The sequence below is a fragment of the Hamadaea sp. NPDC050747 genome (genome assembly GCF_040654195.1).
GTDB lineage: Bacteria > Actinomycetota > Actinomycetes > Mycobacteriales > Micromonosporaceae > Hamadaea.
Window position 1 is genome coordinate 1 of the sequence record NZ_JBFAHM010000029.1, and the last position, 20,054, is coordinate 20,054.

At 69.8% G+C, this 20,054-nt stretch carries 15 protein-coding genes and 1 rRNA gene; 11 read left to right on the forward strand and 5 right to left on the reverse strand.

The genetic code is table 11. From position 1 onward, the window contains the following. Positions 1–81: ribosomal RNA gene (rrf, locus tag AB0H43_RS38530) — 5S ribosomal RNA — on the forward strand; the annotation flags it as partial. Positions 82–145: 64 nt separating this feature from the next. Here rrf and AB0H43_RS38535 read toward each other — a convergent pair. Both AB0H43_RS38535 and AB0H43_RS38540 read right to left on the reverse strand, forming a co-directional pair. Further along, on the reverse strand, positions 146–856 hold the full coding sequence (locus tag AB0H43_RS38535) for a hypothetical protein (RefSeq protein ID WP_360008544.1): 711 nt from the start codon (positions 854–856) through the stop codon (positions 146–148). Between the two features lie 293 nt (positions 857–1,149). Beyond that, complete coding sequence (locus AB0H43_RS38540) at positions 1,150–2,034, reverse strand: hypothetical protein (protein ID WP_360008546.1); 885 nt, start codon at positions 2,032–2,034, stop codon at positions 1,150–1,152. A 103-nt stretch (positions 2,035–2,137) separates the two neighbouring features. Between AB0H43_RS38540 and AB0H43_RS38545 the strand changes: the two genes are divergently transcribed. Genes AB0H43_RS38545 through AB0H43_RS38555 form a run of 3 tightly spaced genes read left to right on the forward strand, consistent with a single transcriptional unit; the run spans position 2,138 to position 6,466 of the window. Continuing rightward, complete coding sequence (locus AB0H43_RS38545; RefSeq protein WP_360008549.1) at positions 2,138–4,756, forward strand: valine--tRNA ligase; 2,619 nt, start codon at positions 2,138–2,140, stop codon at positions 4,754–4,756. A 10-nt stretch (positions 4,757–4,766) separates the two neighbouring features. Then, complete coding sequence (locus tag AB0H43_RS38550; RefSeq protein WP_360008552.1) at positions 4,767–6,119, forward strand: folylpolyglutamate synthase/dihydrofolate synthase family protein; 1,353 nt, start codon at positions 4,767–4,769, stop codon at positions 6,117–6,119. Beyond that, positions 6,116–6,466, forward strand: a complete 351-nt coding sequence (locus AB0H43_RS38555) for a DUF4233 domain-containing protein (protein WP_360008555.1) — start codon at positions 6,116–6,118, stop codon at positions 6,464–6,466. The genes AB0H43_RS38550 and AB0H43_RS38555 overlap by 4 nt, the downstream gene beginning before the upstream one ends. A 9-nt stretch (positions 6,467–6,475) precedes the next feature. Here the strand turns inward: AB0H43_RS38555 and AB0H43_RS38560 are convergent, their stop codons facing one another. Beyond that, on the reverse strand, positions 6,476–7,807 hold the full coding sequence (locus AB0H43_RS38560) for a VOC family protein (RefSeq protein ID WP_360008558.1): 1,332 nt from the start codon (positions 7,805–7,807) through the stop codon (positions 6,476–6,478). A 223-nt stretch (positions 7,808–8,030) separates the two neighbouring features. On the opposite strand from AB0H43_RS38560, the gene ndk reads away from it, so the two are divergent. Further along, positions 8,031–8,441 (forward strand): nucleoside-diphosphate kinase, encoded by a 411-nt coding sequence (ndk, locus tag AB0H43_RS38565; RefSeq protein WP_360008561.1) that lies wholly within the window; start codon positions 8,031–8,033, stop codon positions 8,439–8,441. 27 nt (positions 8,442–8,468) lie between these two features. On the opposite strand, the gene AB0H43_RS38570 is transcribed toward ndk, so the two are convergent. Further along, positions 8,469–9,569 carry an LCP family protein gene (locus AB0H43_RS38570; RefSeq protein WP_360008564.1) on the reverse strand — a complete coding sequence of 367 codons (1,101 nt, stop codon included), beginning with the start codon at positions 9,567–9,569 and terminating at the stop codon, positions 8,469–8,471. Between the two features lie 132 nt (positions 9,570–9,701). Here AB0H43_RS38570 and AB0H43_RS38575 point away from each other — a divergent pair, with 132 nt between their 5' ends. From AB0H43_RS38575 to AB0H43_RS38585, 3 genes are read left to right on the forward strand one after another with little or no spacing between them, the layout of a single operon-like run. After that, positions 9,702–11,483 carry a glycosyltransferase family A protein gene (locus AB0H43_RS38575; protein WP_360008567.1) on the forward strand — a complete coding sequence of 594 codons (1,782 nt, stop codon included), beginning with the start codon at positions 9,702–9,704 and terminating at the stop codon, positions 11,481–11,483. Continuing rightward, entirely contained in the window at positions 11,480–12,994 is a 1,515-nt protein-coding gene (locus tag AB0H43_RS38580; protein ID WP_360008570.1) for a glycosyltransferase, read from the forward strand. The genes AB0H43_RS38575 and AB0H43_RS38580 overlap by 4 nt, the downstream gene beginning before the upstream one ends. Beyond that, positions 12,987–14,912, forward strand: a complete 1,926-nt coding sequence (locus tag AB0H43_RS38585; protein WP_360008573.1) for a hypothetical protein — start codon at positions 12,987–12,989, stop codon at positions 14,910–14,912. The genes AB0H43_RS38580 and AB0H43_RS38585 overlap by 8 nt, the downstream gene beginning before the upstream one ends. Here AB0H43_RS38585 and AB0H43_RS38590 read toward each other — a convergent pair. Next, the gene (locus tag AB0H43_RS38590; RefSeq protein ID WP_360008576.1) at positions 14,909–17,062 is read right to left on the reverse strand and encodes a hypothetical protein; all 2,154 of its coding nucleotides are present in this window, start codon (positions 17,060–17,062) and stop codon (positions 14,909–14,911) included. The two genes, AB0H43_RS38585 and AB0H43_RS38590, sit on opposite strands and share 4 nt — an antisense overlap. Positions 17,063–17,197: 135 nt before the next feature. Between AB0H43_RS38590 and AB0H43_RS38595 the strand changes: the two genes are divergently transcribed. From AB0H43_RS38595 to AB0H43_RS38605, 3 genes are all read left to right on the forward strand, one after another. Beyond that, on the forward strand, positions 17,198–17,890 hold the full coding sequence (locus AB0H43_RS38595; RefSeq protein ID WP_360008578.1) for a hypothetical protein: 693 nt from the start codon (positions 17,198–17,200) through the stop codon (positions 17,888–17,890). Positions 17,891–18,095: 205 nt separating this feature from the next. Beyond that, a complete protein-coding gene (locus AB0H43_RS38600) occupies positions 18,096–19,355 on the forward strand; it encodes a nucleotide sugar dehydrogenase (protein ID WP_360008581.1) in 1,260 nt (419 codons plus the stop codon). 16 nt (positions 19,356–19,371) lie between these two features. Next, on the forward strand, positions 19,372–20,054 hold a 683-nt coding region (locus tag AB0H43_RS38605), incomplete at its 3' end, for a hypothetical protein (RefSeq protein WP_360008584.1).

Consider the following 20,054-nt stretch of genomic DNA (forward strand, 5'->3'; position numbering starts at 1 on the left):
ATTCCGAACCCGGAAGCTAAGCCCTCCAGCGCCGATGGTACTGCACCGGGGACGGTGTGGGAGAGTAGGACACCGCCGGACAAACTTTCAATTAGCCCCCGCGAAAGCGGGGGCTAATTGCATTTCCCGAGTAATTCGCGCCACCTCAGTTCCGGTGCTCGATCGCCGTACGCAGATCGCGGAGGAGCGTCGCGGACTCGTCGGCGGTGCGCTCGGGGAACATCGCGAGCGCGATGCTGCCGTGATCGGCCCAGCCGCAGATCGTCATGGCGGAGTCGGACCCCTCCGCGGCACCGCAGCGCATCACACCGCCGAGCGATCCCGCGTCTACGTCGCGGACGTCGCGTACGCCGCCGGCCTGGTCGTCGAGGAGGGCGAACAGCTGGTCGAGTTCCTTGCCGGGGCGGCCCAGGAAGGCCGTTCCGCCGACGAAGAGCACCGATCGCGACGCCTGCGCGGGATCGCCGTAGACCCCGGCGACCGTCTTGTCGAGGGAGAACCCCGCGTCCAGCACCGTACGCAGATCGTCGGCGGCCGACTTGGCGGCGTCGGTCGTGTCCAGGGTGAGTCCGGCGGCATTGGCCGGGGTGGTGAGCGTGGCATCCTTCTGCGTCCACATCTCGTAGCCGGTCGGGCCGAGTGTCATCCCGGCGGCGAGGACGCCGCATCCGACGACGGAACCGGTGATCGCCAGCCAGCGTCGTCGACGGGACCAAGTGGCCCAGGGGCGACTGCTCTTGGCCGGCGCCTCGAGGATCTCGGCCGGCTCGGTGGACGAGACGGTCGTCTGGGGCTCCGACGCTGATCGCGCTGCCGGAACCTGCTCTACGCGTACCTTATCGTGCTGCTCTGTCATGATTCGACCTCCCGCGACCCGCGGAGCTTAGCAAGCGCGAGCCGGTCTATCGGGTTTCCACGGCGAATCGAACATCGAGCAGCTTCCGGGCGGCGATCTCGATGTCGTCGGCCGGAACCAGGAAGACGATGCCGAAGCTGCCGTGGTCGGCCCAGCCGCAGAGCACGCCGCGGCCGGTGCCCCATTCCTTGACGCGGAAGTACGCGCATTTGGCTATGCCGTCGAGTTCGCCCGCGGAGACGCGGCCGGCCGGGCCATCGTCTGGCCCGGCCGGTCGGTGGAAGCTTGCGAGGTCAGCGGTGCTGGATGGTCTGCCGGAAGTCGAGCAGGAGCTTGGCGGCCTCGGCGGCGCCTCGGTCGAAGAACATCACCATGCCGAGCGCGCCGTGGTCGGCCCAGCCGCATATCGAGAGCTTGACGCCGCCGGTGACCGAGGTGGCGCACTCGGCGCGGCCGCCGAGCGGGCCGGCCGGGATCGCCTTGCGGTCGGCGATCGGGAGGCCGCCGGTTTCGATCGCCTCGTACGCCGCGTTCAGTTCGGCTTGCGGGCGGAGGATGAGTTTGCTGCCCGCGAAGATCATGACGATCTTCTGTTGGGCGTCGGTCTCCTTGTGGTAGACCCCTGCGGCGGTCGTCTTGAACCCGGCGCCCTGCCGCAGGTCGCTGTCCATCTGGTCGCCGATCGCCTTCAGCTCGGCCGAGGTGGATCGCGGGAATCCGGCGATGGTGTCCGGCGCGGAGACGGTGGCGGGGTATTCCGCCATGATCGGTTTGCCGAAGACGTATCCGGCGACGCCGCCGCCGAGGACGAGCACGATGGCCGCCGCGAGGAAGATCTTCAGGCCGGTCCGTTTGCGGCGCGGGGGTTCGTCGGCGGCGGGTGCCGGCGTCGGCATCGTCGCAGCCGGCGTCGTCGCGGCCGACGGCTGGGGGTCGTCGGCGTACGTCTGGCGCGGGAAGACCTGGCGGGGGTATTCGGCGGTGCGCTGGTCCTGATAGCTCGAATCCGGTTGGCCGTCGTTCAGGTCGTTGAGGCGGGCGTACGGGTCACGCGGTCGGTCACCGTCACCGTCGGACGGCGGGTAGCCGTGCTGCGGCCGGTATCCGGCGGGTCCCTGCTCGGCGCGATCGCGCTCGAACCAGGAGGACGGCTGCGAGCCGCCGGAGGGGTAGGTCACGGTTTGGCTCCTTTTCGGGGGTGCCGGGCGATCGTAAACGGTCTCAGCGCTCTGGGGCCACCGCCGCGGTCGGGCGTACCGAGCCGGTCCGTAGACTGACCTGGTGACCGAGACTGCCCAGAACGCCCCCTCGACCGTTGAGCTCGCCGCCGCGTACCAGCCTGGTGAGGTGGAGCAACGCCGATATGAGCAGTGGGTCTCCGAGGGGCATTTCCGCGCCGACGCCGCGAGCGACAAGCCTCCGTTCACCATCGTCATCCCACCGCCGAACGTGACCGGATCGTTGCACATCGGTCACGCACTCGACCACACGATCCAGGACTCCATCGTCCGCCGCAAGCGGATGCAGGGCTACGAGACGTTGTGGCTGCCCGGCATGGACCACGCCGGTATCGCGACGCAGAACGTCGTCGAGCGCAAGCTCGCCGCCGACGGTCTGTCCCGGCATGACCTCGGCCGCGAGGCGTTCGTTCAGAAGGTCTGGGACTGGAAGGCCGAGTCCGGCGGCGCGATCCTCGGTCAGATGCGCCGGCTGGGCGACTCGGTCGACTGGAGCCGTGAGCGGTTCACCATGGACGACGGTCTGTCCCGCGCGGTGCAGACGATCTTCAAGCGCCTTTACGACGACGGCCTGATCTACCGGGCCGAACGGATCATCAACTGGTGCCCGCGCTGTCTCACCGCGCTCTCGGACATCGAGGTGGAGCACTCCGACGACGAGGGCGAGCTGGTCTCGATCCGCTACGGGGACGGCGACGACGCGATCGTCGTGGCGACGACCCGGGTGGAGACGATGCTCGGCGACACCGCCGTGGCCGTGCACCCCGACGACGAGCGCTACCAGCACTTGATCGGAACCGAGGTGGAGTTGCCGTTCACCGGGCGCCGGATCCCGATCGTGGCCGACGAGCACGTCGACCCGGCGTTCGGCACCGGCGCGGTCAAGGTGACCCCGGCGCACGATCCCAACGACTTCGAAATCGGCCAGCGGCACTCGCTGCCGTCGTTGACCATCATGGACGAGCGGGGCGTCATCACGGCGCACGGGCCGTTCGAGGGCCTCGACCGCTTCGAGGCACGCCCGGCGATCGTGGCGGCGCTGCGCGAGCAGGGCCGAATCGTCGCCGAGAAGCGCCCCTACGTGCACGCCGTCGGCCACTGCTCCCGGTGTAAGACCACTGTGGAGCCCCGCTTGTCGCTGCAGTGGTTCGTCAACACCGGCCCGCTCGCCAAGGCCGCCGGGGACGCCGTCCGCGACGGCCGGGTCCGCATCGAGCCGGTCGAGCTGGCCAAGCGCTACTTCGCCTGGGTCGACAACATGCACGACTGGTGCATCTCGCGGCAGCTGTGGTGGGGCCACCGGATCCCGGTCTGGTACGGCCCGGCCGGCGAGGTCGTCTGTGTCGGGCCGGACGAGCAGCCGCCGTCCGGCGACGGCTGGAAGCAGGACGACGACGTCCTCGACACCTGGTTCTCCAGCGCGCTGTGGCCGTTCTCCACGCTCGGCTGGCCCGAGCCCACCGCCGAGCTGGCCAAGTTCTACCCGACCAGCGTCCTGGTCACCGGCTACGACATCCTCTTCTTCTGGGTCGCCCGGATGATGATGTTCGGGCTCTACGCGATGGACGGCAAGCAGCCGTTCGACGTGGTGGCCCTGCACGGCATGGTCCGGGACCAGTACGGCAAGAAGATGTCGAAGTCGTTCGGCAACGTGGTCGACCCGCTGGACTGGATGGACCGCTTCGGCGCGGACGCCACCCGGTTCGCTCTGGCCCGCGGCTCGAACCCGGGTTCGGACGTGGCCGTCAGCGAGGAGTGGGTGCAGGGCTCCCGCAACTTCTGCAACAAACTGTGGAACGCCACCCGGTTCGCGCTGCTCAACGGGGCGACCGTCGAAGGGCCGCTGCCGACCGAGCTGTCCGCTGTGGACAAGTGGATCCTGTCGCGGCTGCAGCACACCATCGCCGAGGTGGACGAGCACTTCGACGGCTTCGAGTTCGCCAAGGCGTGCGACGCGCTGTTCCACTTCGCCTGGGACGACGTCTGCGACTGGTACGTGGAGCTGGCCAAGCCGGTGCTCACGGGCGGCGGCGAGGCGGCCGAGCGTACTCGCCGGGTTCTCGGCCACGTCCTCGACCAGCTGCTGCGCCTGCTGCACCCGGTCATCCCGTTCGTCACCGACGAACTGTGGTCCGCGCTCACCCGCCAGGCCACCGTGGTCTCGGAGACCTGGCCGGCCGTCGAGCCCGGCCTGGTGAACGACGCGGCCGAGGCCGAGGTGGCGGCCCTCCAGCGGGTGGTCACCGAGGTGCGGCGGTTCCGGGCCGACCAGGGCCTCAAGCCCGGTCAGCGGGTGGCGGCGACGCTCGCGGGGCTCGAGACCGTGGGCATCAGCGGCCACGAGGATCTGATCTTCTCGCTGGTACGCCTGGAGCACGCGGCCGACGGGTTCAGCGCGACGGCGACGTTGACCGTCGCCGGTGGGGTGACGGTCGCGCTCGACACTCGGGGCAGCATCGACGTCGCCGCCGAGCGCGCGCGGCTGACCAAGGACCGGGCGGCCGCCGAGAAGGAGGCCGCGCAGTGCCGGGCGAAGCTGGGCAACGAGGCGTTCACCGCGAAGGCTCCGGCCGAGGTGGTCGCCAAGATCGAGCAGCGGCTGGCGGCGGCCGAGTCCGACCTTGCGCGGATCGACGCCGCGCTGGCGGCTCTGCCTAGCTGACGGGGAGATCATGAGCGACGAAGTGCAGGAGCAGATGCGGGCCGCCGAGGCGGAGCTGGAGTCACGCGGCTTCACCCGGATGGTGTTCGATCTCGGGCGCATCACCGAACTGCTCGACGTGCTCGGCAGTCCGCAGCGTGCGTACCCGTCGATCCACCTGACCGGCACGAACGGCAAGACGTCGACGGCCCGGATGATCGACAGCCTGTTGCGCGCCTACGGCCTGCACACCGGGCGGTACACGAGCCCGCACCTGGAGACGGTGCGGGAGCGGATCAGCCTCGACGGCGAGCCGGTCGACGAGGAGCGGTTCACGCGGATCTACGACGAGGTCGCGCCGGTCGCGCAGCTGCTCGACGCCCGCAACGACGAACCGCTGACCTACTTCGACATGACCACGGCGCTGGCCTTCGCCACCTTCGCCGACGCTCCGGTGGACGTCGGCGTCGTCGAGGTCGGCCTCGGCGGTGCGGACGACTCGACGAACGTTCTGCAGGCGGGCGTCACGGTGATCACGCCGATCGGCCTCGACCACACCGAGTGGCTGGGCGACACGATCTACGACATCGCGCTCGCCAAGTCCGGGATCGTCCACGCCGGATCGACCCTGATCTGCGCGCAGCAGCCGGAGGAGGCCCTGGAGCCGATCCTGGAGCGCTGTGCCGAGGTGGGCGCGACCATCGCCCGCGAGGGCCTGGAGTTCGGCGTGATCCAGCGGAACGTGGCGCTCGGCGGCCAGGTGCTCACACTGCAGGGTCTCGGCGGGGTCTACGAGGACGTCTTCATCCCGTTGCACGGCGCGCACCAGGCGCAGAACGCCGCCGTGGCGCTCGCCGCGGTCGAGGCGTTCCTCGGTGCCGGGGCGAGCAGCGGCAAGGTCAAGCAGCTCGACGTCGAACTGGTCCGGGAGGGGTTCGCTACGGCCAGCTCGCCCGGTCGGCTGGAGCGCGTACGCAGTGCGCCGACGATCCTGCTGGACGCCGCGCACAACCCGCACGGGATGACCGCCACGGTGGCGGCGTTGACCGAGGAGTTCACCTTCCATCGGCTCGTCGGCGTGGTGGCCGCGTTCGCCGACAAGGACGTGCAGGGCGTCCTGGAGTTGCTGGAGCCGGTGCTCGACGAGATCGTGGTCAGCCGCAACTCGTCGCCCCGGTCGATGGCTCCGGATCAGCTCGGCGACCTGGCCGCCGAGATCTTCGGCGAGGACCGCGTTCACGTCGTCCCCGACCTACCCGACGCGATCTCGGAGGCGGTCGTCCTGGCCGAGGAGGATCAGGACGGCCCGCTCAGCGGGGTCGGCGTGCTCATCACCGGCTCGGTCGTGACCGTGGCCGACGCCCGGAGGCTGTTGAAGCGATGACCGAGGTCAAACCGTCCGGACTGCGCAACCCGGAGAAAGCCGTACGCGGGCTCGGCGCGGCGGCGCTGTCGCTCGAAGGCATCACCCTGCTGCTCGGCATCGCCCCCATCCGGATGCTCGGCACCGGGCATCCGACGGCGGCGATCATCATCCTGATCGTGGCTGCGGTGGTGGCCTTCACCCTCGTCGGGATGATGGGCCGGCCCTGGGCCTGGCACGCCGCCGGGGCGCTACAGCTCGCTCTCATCGTGGGGGGGCTCGCGCACTGGATGATCGCCGCGGTCGGCGTGACCTTCGGGCTCGCCTGGCTCTACGTGCTCAAGGTACGCCGCCAGATCCTGTCCTGATCCGCCGATTCAGTGGCGGGAACGCCACTGCGTCAGGTTCACCGCGTGACCGTCCGGGTCGCGGAAGGCGGCCGCCCACAGTTCCAGGCGCTCGCCCCGGTTGACCACGCGCGGGGCGTACGTGAACGTGATGCCTTTCTCGACGAGGTCGGAGTGCACCCGGTCGAGGTCGTCGACCTCCAGGTTCAGGTGCGTCAGGCGGCGATTGCCCGCGGTCAGGTCCTCGGCCCGGCGCAGCACGATGCGGGTGTCCCCGGAGGACAACACGGCGTTGCCGTGGCCGCTGTCGATCTCGTCGAAGCCGAGCAGGTCACGGTAGAACGCGACCGACCGAGCCACGTCGGCGACGAGCAAGGTCACTCCGACGCCGTTCACGGAACCGCCGCCGCGCGCGGAGTACGCCGGGATGGGGTCCACCGGCGGCTCGGTGCGCCCGAGGAAGCCGCCGTCCTCAGGGCTGGTCCGCGGATTCGGCGGCAGGTCGCCCAGGGCCGACGGGGTCGCCTCGGAGAAGTCGATGATGTCCACCCGCAGAGGTGCGTCCGGGCCTTCGACGATCTGGCCCTCCAGCACCTGCGTGGTCCCGCTCGCACCGTCGGCCGCCTCTTCGCGTGCTTCGTCGCGGCGCTCGGTCCGGGGACGGGGGCTGGGACGCCGCCGATGCGGCAGGTCCGGCCCCTCCGGCCCCTCGTCGTAGGCCGGCGGCCCTTGGGCGGCCCGGGCGGCGGCGACCTCCTCGGCCAGATCGGAGTCGCGGTAGCCGGCCAAATCGTCGCGGTCGTCCTCGTCGTAGTCCTCGAACCGCATCGGCCCGGCCTGGTGCCCCGACCGGTCGTCGTAAAGCGGCCCCTCGTCGTCGATGAGGCCCTCGTACTCGGAGTAGGCGTCGTCCTGGTAGCGCTGCGTGTGGGTGAGGATCTCGTCCCAGAGGACCCGGACGCGGCGGATGTCGTCGACCGCTACCCGGATCGGCAGCACGTCGCCGACGGCGGGCCACTTCGCCACCGGCACCCGCGGATCGCGGACGCGCACCGACGCCGGCGGATGGCCGGGCGCCTCGATCTGCAGGTGCATCTCGATGCGGCCATGGGTCAGCGTCGCGGGCGGCTCGGTCGCCTCCAGCACGTGCGCGGTGCCGACGACGAACGCCCGGTCGGCTCCGCGGAACGACGACGTCAGCATGAGGGCGACGGCCAGGATCACCATCGCGACCCCGACGGCGCCCAACGGCCAGCTCGTCAGGCCGAGCCCGGCCATCGCGGTGAAGACCCCGAGTGAACCCAAGGCCACCGCGCCGGTCGCGCGTACTGCGCCGATCTTCTTCCGCTGGCCGTTTGCCACGTTTCGTCCCTCCCCGGCGACCCGCGTCCCCCAACGACCCGATCGTGCCACAGCGGGGGAAGTCGGCGTCTTGAAGTAAACATAGGGGGGCGTCGCGGCCTGGGGAAGGGCCGATCGGGTGTGGCTGATCGGGGGTTCACGGTGGCTTGCCCGGCTCGGTCGGTAGTCTGCTGATGAACCACGCTCACAAAGGGCGCAGCCGGAAAACCCAGGAGGAAAGCTCGTGGCCGAGCGCACGCTCGTACTGATCAAGCCGGACGCGGTACGCCGAGGGCTGGTCGGGGAGATCATCAGCCGGTTCGAGCGCAAAGGGCTCGAGATCGACGCGCTGGTGCTGCGCACGATGGACGCCGACCTCGCCGACGCGCACTACGCGGAGCACGTGACCAAGGCGTTCTACCCGCCACTGAAGCAGTTCATGACCTCGGGTCCGCTGCTCGCGGCGATCATCTCCGGCGACGAGGCGATCAGCGTCGTGCGTACGCTCGTCGGCGCGACGGACGGACGGGCCGCCGCGGCCGGCACGATCCGGGGCGACCTGTCGCTGTCCAACCGGGAGAACCTGGTGCACGCCTCGGACTCGACGGAGTCGGCGGAGCGCGAGATCAAGCTCTGGTTCCCCGAGGCGGTCTGAGGGCCGTCGCACGGCTGGGAGACACCGTCACGACTTCGGCGGCTGCCAGGTCGCGGCGGTGTCGTTGTTGATCGCGGCGAAGAGCGTCGCGGCGACCGGCTTGTTGGCGTACACGACGCTCTGGTTGCCCTCCCAGCCGGTGCCGGTGGTCGGGTTCGTGATGAACCGGATCTTGTTGCTGGGAATCCCGCGCAGATCCATCGCCGTGCCGATCAGATCGAAATTCTTGTCGGCCGAGATCGCGCTGGCCGTCGCGGTCAGGAAGGCGTTGAGCTTGCCCGGGTCGGTCAGGATGCCCGCGCTGGTCGCCTTGGCCAGGATCGCCTTGATGACCTGCTGCTGATGCTTGATCCGGGAGAAATCGCCGTTGCTGAACTGCTTGCGCTGACGCGAGTAGTCCAGCGCCTCGGCCCCGTTCAAGTGCTGCATCCCGGCCGAGAACTTGCGGTACGGCGGGTGGATCGAGGTGAAGTTCTTCTCGACGTCGATGTCGATGCCGCCGAGCTTGTCGACCACAGCGGCGAAGCCTTCGAAGTCGATGACCACGACATGGTCGATGCGCACCTTGGTGTACTGCTCCACGGTCCGCACCATGAGCGGGATGCCGCCCCAGGCGAACGCGGCGTTGATCTTGGCTTTCACGCCGCCGTGGCCGTTGCCCGCCCGTGGAATGTCCAGCCAGGTGTCGCGGGGGATGGAGACCATCTGCGCCGCCTTGTGATCGGCGGTGACGTGGGCCAGCATGATGGTGTCGGTCCGGGAACCGTCGAGGTCGGGGTTCCGGGAGTCGCTGCCGAGGATCAGGATGTTCATTGCCTTGGTCGTCTCCGGCGGTTTCGTCGGCCTTTCCGACTCCACCACCTCGGCGAACGCGTCCACCCTGGCCACCTTGTTTTCGACCGACTTCAGATACAGCCGCAGGCCCACGACCCCGCCCGCGGCGATCAAGGCGACCACGACGAGGCTCCACAATGTGACCCGAAGCCATCGACGGCGCTTCTTCGTCGGAACCGGAGCCGGCTCGGCCTCCGGCTCGGCCTCCGGCTCGGCCGCCGTCGCGGCCGCATCGCCCCCGTGGGCGATCTCCTGGGGATCGATGCTGTCACCAGCATCCGAGGGGATCGACATGGGACCAGACGATACCGCGCGCGGAAGATCACCCCGGGACCGCGAGAACCAGGTCGACCAGGCCCGCCGTGTTAGCATGCGCGCCGGTCCGGCCGTGCGCGGAGGGCCGATTCGATCGAGGGGGCGCGTCGGGTGACGGAGGACAGTCCAGCTCCGGCGGTCCGTCGCCTGCCGGGGACGCCGCTGCGGGCACGCGTACGCAATGTGCTGCGTGCCGTCAAACGGCGGTCGCGCCGGGCCCGGCCGTTGCCCGCATGGGCCGATCGGCGTACGGAATCCGACCGGCTGACGGTGCGATCGGGACGGTTGGCGATCGTCGTCGACACCGTCGGTGAGCTGCTCCGGCTGGCCTCGGCCCCAGCGTCGGAGCCGGTGACGGGCATCGATCTGACCGTCCGCTCGTGGGTTCGGCCGTGGCCGCAGTGGATCGGGCGTACGCCGCCCGTTCCGGGCCTGCTGCGCCAGGAGATGAGCCTCCCCGACGGTGACGGCCCCGCAGCGCTGGGCTGGACGGTCGCTCAGCCGATCGCGTCCCGGCAGCTCCTGATGGCGGCGCTGAGCGTCCTCTCGCCGATCCGGCCGCTGCCCGCCACGCTCACCGCCGACGTCTACGTCGACGGCGACCGGCCCGCCTGGTTACCGATCGGTCCCGCGTACCACGCCGCCGAAGCGCGTCGCCCGGACGGTGGGCCGCTTCCGGCGTACGACTTGGTGGTGCGAGGCGAGACCGAAGGGCTCGTCCTCGTCGACGCGGCCGGCGCCCATCCGCGCGGCCGGCAGGAGACGTCCGTGACCTTGCCCCGCGCGGAGCTGCGGATGAGCGCGGCCGACGACGGCTGGACCTGGCAGGTCGGACGGCCGGGCCGGGCGGACGTGGTCGTGGCAGGGCGGGCCGGTGAGGCTCTGGACGAGCGGCAGACCGCGGCGTTGGCGCAGGTCGGCCTGGCGACGCTGACCGGAGACCCGGCGCCGGGCCGGCTCGGCGCGGGCGTCCTGGCGCAACTGGCGATGACCGGTTTGGTGCTGTCCGCGCCGGGACTGCCCCCGGAGATTCGCGCGCATCTGCACGAAGAGCTGGTCGGTTGCCTGACGGACGTGCCGGGCGACCGCGATCCGCTCGACCGGGAGGTGCACGGCGTCGTGCAGCGACGTGCCGCGCTGCGGCATCACGCGAGCGCGTTGGGGCTGCGAACGGTTGCGGCCGAACGCCATCCGACCAGCTCGCGGCTGCCCGGCGTCTCGGCGATCCTGGTCAGCCGCCGGCCCGACCGCGCGCTGGCCGCCGCGTCCGCGCTGGCCGGGCAGACTTATCCGGAGTTGGAACTGGTCGTCGGTCTGCACGGCCACGAGCCGACGCCTGACCAGGTGGAACGCCTGAAGGGGCTGCCCATCCCGGTACGCCTCGCGTCGTTCCCGGCCGCGACCGGCTTCGGCGAGGTGCTGGCGGAGACCACCCGCCTGGCCTCCGGCAGCCTGGTGACCAAGGTGGACGACGACGACCATTACGGGCCGGAACACATCTGGGACCTCGTGCTCGCCCGGCTGCACTCGGGCGCAACCGTCGTCGGGAAAGGCGCCGAGTTCGTCTACCTTGAGCCGTTCGACACCACCGTCCGGCGCCGGATGGGCGGCGAACTCTACACCGACGTCGTCGCGGGCGGCACGATGATGATCTCGCGAGGCGACCTCGACGAGGTCGGCGGCTGGCGGCCGGTGTCCCGCTCGGTCGACCGCGCCCTGCTCGACCGGGTTCTCGCCGCGGGCGGCCTCGTCTACCGCACTCACGGATTCGGCTTCCTCTATACCCGCCACGACGACGGGCACACCTGGGACCCCGGAGTGGAGTACTTCCTCCACGACCCGGCCCGGCGCTGGACGGGACGGCCGCCCTATCGAGAGTTCGCGGCACGATGACGGCCAACGACTGGTCCGGGATCGGCGTACCGCCGCCGCTGGGCGGCTGGCATCCCGAGCTGGCCGTCAGCGTCCTGATCCCGGCGTACGCGAATCAAGCCCACCTGGATCTGACGCTCGCCGCGCTGGCGGCGCAGACCTACCCGGCCGAGCTGCTCGAAGTGATCGTCGTCGACGACGGTTCACCGACACCCCTCCGGCTTCCGGCCCTTCGCCCGCAGAACACCCGGGTCGTCCGGGCGCCCGGAGCCGGCTGGGGTCCCGGGTACGCCGTCTCCGTCGGCGCGAACGAGGCGACCGGCGCGATCCTCCACCGGATCGACGCCGACATGCTGCTGTTCCCGGACCACGTCGAGGCGCTGGCCCGGTGGCACCACCTCGTCCCGTACGCCGTGACGCTGGGCATGAAGCGCTTCGCCGACGTTCTGCCGTCGAGTCTTTCGCCTGAGCAGGTGCGCGCAGGGGTGGCCGGGTTGTTCACGGAGGACGGCACCGAACCACACGACTACCTCGAAGACCTGTTCCGGCGTACGCGAGACCTGCGGGACGCCGGCCCGACGGCGTTCCTGGCGCACGTCGGGGCGACGACGGCGGTCAGCCGGACGCTGTACGACGCCGCGGGCGGCTACGACGGATCCCTCCACCTGGGCGAGGACACCGAGTTCGGGTACCGGCTGGCCCAGGCGGGCGCGCTGTTCATCCCGGATCGGGCCGCGCGTGCCTGGCACGTCGGACCGACCGCGATGTCCCGGCGCGGGGACGGACTCCGGCGGTACAACCGGCCGTTTCTCGCCGACCGCATGCCCCAGCCGCGCTGGCTCCGGAGCAACGGTGGTCCTACATGGACGACTCCGCTCGTCGTGGCGGTCGTCGACGTCGCCGGGCACGACCTCGAAACCGTGCGAGCCTGCGTCGACGGACTGCTGCGGGGCGACGAACGAGACCTGCGCGTCGTGCTGACCGGCTCGGCGGAGCTGTCCGATCCCCGGCGCGACGTCCTGGCCGATCCCCAGCTCGAGCTGCGGCTGATCCAGCAGAGCTACCGAGGCGAGCCCCGGGTGCGATTCGCCGAATCCGTGGAATCGGTGTTCCCCTCGCCGTTCCTGTTGCGTGTCCCGGCGTACGCGCGGCTCGCGCCGGGCACCGTGCCGATGCTCCTCGCGGAGGCCGACCGCCACGAGGCGGCGGTCGTCACCGCCGGACCGGTGACGTTGTCGCGCACCGCTTCGGCGGCCCGAACCGGGTTCGGCGTACCGGCACCACCGCACCGCACGGTCGGGTCCGCCGGGATCGTGGATCTGCGTACGCTGCCGCCGGAGGTGCTGGCCGACCTGTCCGGCGACGCCCACCCCGGCCCCGAAGCCGGCCGGTGGACCCCGCTCACCGTCGAAGTGGGCGGCGTCCGGACGCTGCTGCGCGCCGCCGCGGTGGTGGCTAAGCTTTCCGCGACCCGGGCAGCCCGACGGCTGTCTGCGGCCACCCGCCGTCGAAAGGGCACGCCGCATGGCTGACAGCTTCCTGTTCGTCCAGGATGCGAGCTGGCCTGTCGTACCCGGCGTCTGCTGCTGGCGGCACTCCCTCCGCAGCGCGTTGACCGAAGCCGGAGCGACGCTGTCCACGGCTGTCGTCGAGCCCGTCCCGGCCGAACCGCCGGTCCTCGGCCCGCCCGGAGCCGGTCGCGCCGCCCGGTTGCCTCGCGTCGTACGCCGCCCGGCCGGCCTCGCGTACCGGGGAGCCAAACACGTCACGCGGGTCGTGCGCACCGCGTACACGGGGGAGGGCCGCCGGGCGAAGACTGCCGTCCGGCAGCTCGCCACGGTCTTGAGCCGCGCGGACCTCCTCGTGGCCGAATCCGTCGGAGCGGCCGAGGCCGCGCTGGCGGCAGGCGCCCCCGGCCAACGCTTGTGGACATTGGCGCTGCCCGCCGAACGACTGCTCGCCGGGAGGGAGACCGGGCCCGATGCCCAGATCGCCCGGGTCGCACCGCAAATCGCCGGCTTCCTGACCGACTCGGAGCTCGCGCGCGAGTCGGTCGAGCGAGCGGCGCACGCGACCCGGGTGCGAGTCGAGATCTTCCCGCCGCTGACCGCCGACCGCCCCTGCCCGGACTGCGCCACGGACGCGCTGGTCGAATCGTCGACCGGAATGCCGGAATCGGCCGCGCCCTTGGCGATCTGGCGCGACCTTCTCCACGGCCGACCGGCCGGCTCCTACTCCTTCGCCGCCGCCCGCTGGGCCGGCCAGGGCGCGACCTGGGAGCCCGCGCCACTCCTCGACTGGACCCAAGCCGATCAGGGCCGCTCGCTGTCCATCGACGCCGCGGAACCCGCCGAACCCTGGACCGCAGATCGGCAACAGGCCACGGTGGCCCGGATGATCGCCGCGACATCGCCCGTCCGCACGGGGTCCACCCGCCCGCGACGACGCGTCCTCGTCTCCGGCTACGATCTCAAGTTCGCCCGCGAGCTGGCCGCGCGCCTCGACGCCCGCGACGACCTCGACCTCACCCTCGACACCTGGCCCTACCTCGGCCATCGCTCGCCCGACACCAGCCGCCTGCTCGCCCAGGCCGACACAGTGTTCGCGGAATGGGCCCGGCCCAGCGCAGTCTGGCTCTCGCGCCACAAGCGGCCCGGGCAGACGCTCATCGTCCGCCTCCACCGCTACGAGCTCGACTGCCCCTATCCCCGAGACATCGACATCGATGCCGTGGACGCGGTGGTCCACGTGTCGCCGCCGATCCGCACACGCATCCGCAAGGAACTCGGCTGGCCCGACGACAAGCTCGTCTACATCCCTAACTACCTCGACGTCGACTGGTTCGACCGGCCCAAACTGCCCGGCGCGCGGTTCGGCCTCGGCTTCGTGGGCCTCGAGTTCATGAACAAGCGATTCGACCTCGCCCTCGACATCCTCGCCGCGGTCCGCCGGGTAGACCCCCGCTTCACCCTCCAGGTCCGCTCGACGATGCCTTGGGACAACGTGTACGCCTGGCCCCGCGACGAAGAACGTGCGTTCGTCGGGTGGTGCCTCGAACGGATCACGCGCGACCCGCTGCTGCGCGGCGCGGTCCACTTCGATCCCCCCGGGCGAGACATGGCCGGCTGGTACCGGAAAGTCGGCCACGTCCTGTCGACGAGCGACATCGAGAGCTTCCACCTGGCCGCCGCCGAAGGCATGGCCTCCCGGGCCGTCCCCGTGATCCGGCCCTGGCCGGGCGCGTCCGAGATTTACGCGCCCGAATGGATCCAGCCCTCGGTCGACGCGGCCGCCGCGTTCGTCCTGGCCTCAACCGAACCGGAGACCTGGTTGGATCGAGGCGCGCGGGCCCAGGCCGAGATCCGGAAGACCGCGGATCCGGTGGCGACGGTCGCGGCGTGGGCCGATCTGTTGCACGGGGATGTGGCGGGCGCGAAGGCGCGCTTCTAGATCTTTGCGGCGATCTGGGTCAGAACCTCTGCGGCCGCCGCGACATCCCCGATCGGCGAGGAGTATGCGAGGTCCTGGCCGCTCAGCGTGCTTCCGGCTTCGCAGAGTCCCCATACGGGGGTTCCACTGCCGCGATAGTCCGACCACTTCGACGGCAGATACGGATTCTTGCCGTGGCTGGCCTGAGCGGCGGCGTCGTTCACGATCAGGCAGTCGAACTTCCGGGTCAGGGCGAGGAACTCCAGGTAGCGGACATAAGGTCGAACTCGGACGATCTCGGTCAGGTTCAGGTCGCCGATCCGGCGTTCCAGATCGGCCGGCCGTGTCGTCATGATGTGGAGGCGCAGCTTCACCCTGGTCAGCCTCGGTAGCGCGGACAACGCCTGCAGCAGCTCGTCCAGGCCCCGGGTGGCGTAGAAGTTGCCGAAGTACGCCAGGTGAGCGACGCCCGATTCGAGACCGTACTGCGGCTGACCCATCGAGTAGAACTGCGCTGGCAGCGTCGGGTGCGGGCGGACGATCGCCTTCACACGTGCCATCTCCGCGAGCGCCGGGTTCGAGCAGTAGCCGAGCATGTACTCCAGCTGGTGGCGGTTGGTGAAGATCAGCTCGTCGGCCAACGCGTACGCGAGCTCTTCGCACCAGACGAAACAGTTGGTCGATTCGGGGACCGGCAGTCCTCGGCCGCGCAGACCGTCGCGAAGGTGGCTGAGCAGCGGTCCCTCCGTGACCGGGGTTCCGCGTTCGGTGTCGGTCACATCCCGAGACAGCGGGTCGGAGAACTCGGCACGCCACGGAATATCTGGATTGTCCACTTTATAGGCTGCCGCGAGGAAGTGCGATGCCGCGAACTGTGCCCGGCTGTAGACGAAGTCGTATGGACGGGCACCGGCCGTCCGGCTCCGCAACGCCGCACGCCCCTGCCAGGCGAACTCCTCCATCGATGCCCAATTGGAAAAATATGTCGGGGTCGGCAACCGGAGATGGTTCGCCGTGAACGGACCCGAGATTCGCAGCAGACTGTCGTCGGACTCCCGGATCCGATCCATCGCGTTCGCCACGACGTCCACCACCGCGCCTTCGGCGCGGACGCGTTTCGCCATCACGACCGCGCTCGTGTCGGCATACGGCGGAAAGGCGTAGGCGATCAGCAGGCCCCGAGCCAGGCCCCGATTCAGCACGTCGTAGGGGATCTGCGCGACCTGATGCCGATCGAGTAGTTCGACGACCCGCGTGTGTTCGGCCGGGTTCTCCCGCAGGTACACGTTGATCCGCCGGACTCGGCGCGTCACGCTCTCGCGCAACTGAGTCTGAAGCTCATCTTCCAGGGCGGTCAACTGGGACAAAGCGCCGATGATCCCGACTTCCCGTTCGAGGCCGGCCTTGTCGACTGGCGACGTGGGATGCCTGCGGCGGACGACGGCCACGTTTCCATCCGGTGCAGGGGCCTGGCCGTGGATTGCCCAACGTAATTGGCCGTGTGCGGCGACGACCGCCCAGAAGACCTCCTCGCAGTCGGCTCGGGCCGCCGCCAGCTGAGCTGAGGAATGGGCGACCCTGGTCGGTAGCACCCGGCCGGCGTCGGTCCAGTCAGCTCGATGAAGTTGGGCCTGATCCTCGTCGGCGGAGCCGACGTCGTCACGGTCGGCGTCGATGACCGGCACAGCGCCGATTACCTCGGGACCAGCCACATCAAGGAGCTCTTCGACGAACCTCGGTGCGACCCGATCCGAACCGCTCAAGAACGTGACGTACGCCCGCCGCGCCGCCGCCACGCCGAGCAGGCGTGGCGAGAAGCGTCCAGGTTCGGCGGCAGTGGTGGGAATCACGACAAGTCGAAGCGACAGAACTGATGTCCCCCCGGCGCTGAGAAGCGCCGAGCGGATCTCCGGTGAGCCGACGACGACGACCTCGAACCGGCCGGGATCGGTCGCCTGAGCATTGAGCGACCGGAGGCACTCGCTGGTGGCGGCCGGGTCGGTGCCGATGACGACCACCGTCAAACCATCGTCGTAGGGCCGGGTGGGAGCGCTCATGGCGGCCCGGATCCGAACGAGGTCGCGCTCGCGGTGCCGGCCGTGTCCATCGAGCCAGCGTTGGACCGACTCGCCGTCACCGGCATCGGGGCGCAGCCAGGGGCGCTCCAGCACTGATCTCCTCCAGTCCGACGGTGCTCCCGCCCGCCTGGTCGCGGCGACGCCCAGCCGCGAGCAGCGTGGGCCGCCACGTGTGAGCTAATCTGCGTCGGACATCGTAACCAGCGAAATCGGCGGAGGTGAGGCGGGATGACAGATCTCGACCTGGCCGATTCGACGGTCCGCGCCGCGGTGCTGCGCGTCCCAGACGGGTGTCGGATGCTTGTTTCCACCGACGCCGGCCGGGGTGGCGTAGCAGCCATGACCCTGCCTTTCGCTGATGCGACGATCGTCGATGCGCCCGAACTCGGCGATGTCTCCCACCAGGGCCCGTTCGACGTCGCGGTGCTCGATCTCAGCCGACTGCGTTCGGCCGCCGTCGAGATTTTCGCCGTCGCCATCCGTCCCTTACTGGGCCCGGACGGCGTGCTCGTCGTCGTGATCAATGGCGACGACTGGCTGGAGCCCGGCGTAGACGGTCTGCTCGCGGGCTGGGAGTGGGTAGGCGTGGCGGACCTCGCCGGAGCGCCGGCCGCCGTGGTCCGGCCGGGCGCACTCGGCGTGGACGCGGGATCGCCTTTCCTGGCCGCTTGGGTCGGCGCAGGCATCGCCACCGCTCGGGCGGCTGAGGCGCGGCGACTAAGCGACGAGGCCCTGACCCTCCAGGTCGCTTTGACGGCTCAGTCCGAAGAGTACCTGTTGAAGCGGGTGGCAGCTCTGGCGGACGAGGTCGAGCGGGTTCGCCGGGATCATCAGGGCAAGGCCTTGGTCCGTACACTCCTGCGTCGTTCGGTCGGTGGTCGAGCACTGCTTCGACTGGCGCGAGTGCTCCGTCGCCTCTGACCGGTGGACCCGCCTCGCCGCAGCACCGGGCAGGCCAGGCCCCACATGGTGTGGCCTGCTGCGCTAGTATTCGCCGACCATATACACGGGGGCGATCTCACAAGACCGCAATTTGTGGGACACCGCCTGACTTTCGGCGGGGCGCTGCGTCCCGCCGCCCTTGGCCGTGTGGGGTGACCCACCGGCGACCCCTCAAGGAGAAGGCGTGACTGCGGACGTCGTAATTCTCGGCCTTGGCTACGTGGGCCTCCCTCTTGCGCAGGAGGCCGTCAAGTCTGGTTTGTCGGTTGTCGGGTTCGACATCAGTGACCGCGTGGTCGATGCACTGAGCGCCGGCCGATCCCACGTGGACGATCTCTCGGACGATGACATCGCTGCGATGCTTGCTGCCGGCTTCCGGCCAACCACTGACGAATCGGATATTCGCGGCGCTAAGACCGCGGTCATCTGTGTGCCGACTCCGCTGTCCGCCGACGGCGGCCCGGACTTGAACGCCGTCGAATCCGCCGTTCGGTGCGTCGCTCGCAACATCACGCCGGGGATGACGGTGATCCTCGAGTCGACGACGTATCCGGGCACCACCGACGAGGTGGTGCGGCCGCTCCTGGAGGAATCCGGACTCGTCGCGGGAGTCGACTTCAACCTAGCGTTCTCGCCGGAACGCATCGACCCGGGTAACAAGCAGTTCGGCGCGCACAACACGCCGAAGGTTGTCGGCGGCTACACCCCAGCCTGCACCGAGCGGGCGGCCGCTTTCTACGGCCAGTTCATCGAGACCGTGGTCCGGGCCAAGGGGACGCGTGAGGCCGAGACGGCCAAACTGCTGGAGAACACCTACCGGCACATCAACATCGCGCTCGTCAACGAGATGGCGAAGTTCTGCCACCAGCTCGGCATCGATCTCTGGGACGTCATCCGCGCGGCCTCCAGCAAGCCGTTCGGCTTCCAGGCGTTCTACCCCGGCCCGGGCGTCGGCGGTCACTGCATCCCGATCGATCCGAACTATCTGAGCCACAACGTCCGAGCCAAGCTGGGTTACCCGTTCCGGTTCGTCGAGCTCGCGCAGGAGATCAATGCGACGATGCCGGCGTACGTCGCCCGTCGTGCGCAGAACATCCTGAACGATGCCGGCAAGGCGACCAATGGCGCCAACGTCCTCATGCTGGGCGTGACCTACAAGGCGAACATCGCGGATCAGCGTGAGTCGCCCGCCACCCCGTTGGCTCGCGCGCTCGCCGGCCTCGGCGCAAAGATCTCCTTCCACGACCCCTATGTGGAGACCTGGCGGGTGCCTGGAGTCGACGTGCTCAAGGCGGACGACCTCGAGGTCGCGGTGGCCGACGCCGATCTCGTCATCCTGGTGACCAACCACAGCGCCTACGACGCCGATGCCCTGGCCGGGAAGGCCAAGCGGTTCTTCGACACCCGTGGTGTCACCGTGAGTGATCAAGCGATCCGGCTCTGACAGGACGATCCACGACATGCTCACCCACGTGTACAAGCGTGCCGCTGCCTTTGCCCGCAGGGTGAAGGCAGCGCTCGGTCGCCGTCGCCGCAAAGTCTTCGCAGGCCTCTTCCTAACGATGTTCGCCGCATTGGCGGTTGCGGCAGTCCTCCGCTCGCCCGAGACGATCGTCGTCGCCTTGGCCGTCATGGCTGTCGTCGTCGCCGCGGCATCGCTTGAGGCGTGGGCGAGCCGACGCGCCCTGCGCCAGGCACAGTCCGAGTCCACGACATTGCAGCGTAAGCTCGCGGGCCTGGAATCCGCCCAGGCACTGCTGGCTGTAATGCTTTACGAGCAGACGTACGCCAGCGGAAACGCCCAACCGGAGCTGTTGCCGGACAAGCTCGTCGGCACCACGGTCCGCGGGCTCCTCGCGGAGGGCAGCGCGGTCGACGCGTACGCCGTCGCGACGAGCAAGGACCGGATTCGCCAACTGCCGCTGCCGACACTTCGTAAGTTGCGAAACGACCTGCGGCGCCGCGGATATCTAGTCAAGGCGGCCCAGGTCGCGGCGGTCGCGGTCCGGGTCGGCGGCAACGCCGGCGACAAGCGCGAACGCACCATGATCGAGGGTGAGATCGCGGTGTTGTCGGGGGCGTTCGTGCCGTCGGTTCGTCCGGAGGAGCGGGTTTTCGAGCCGCGTGCGGGCCGGGTGTTGCA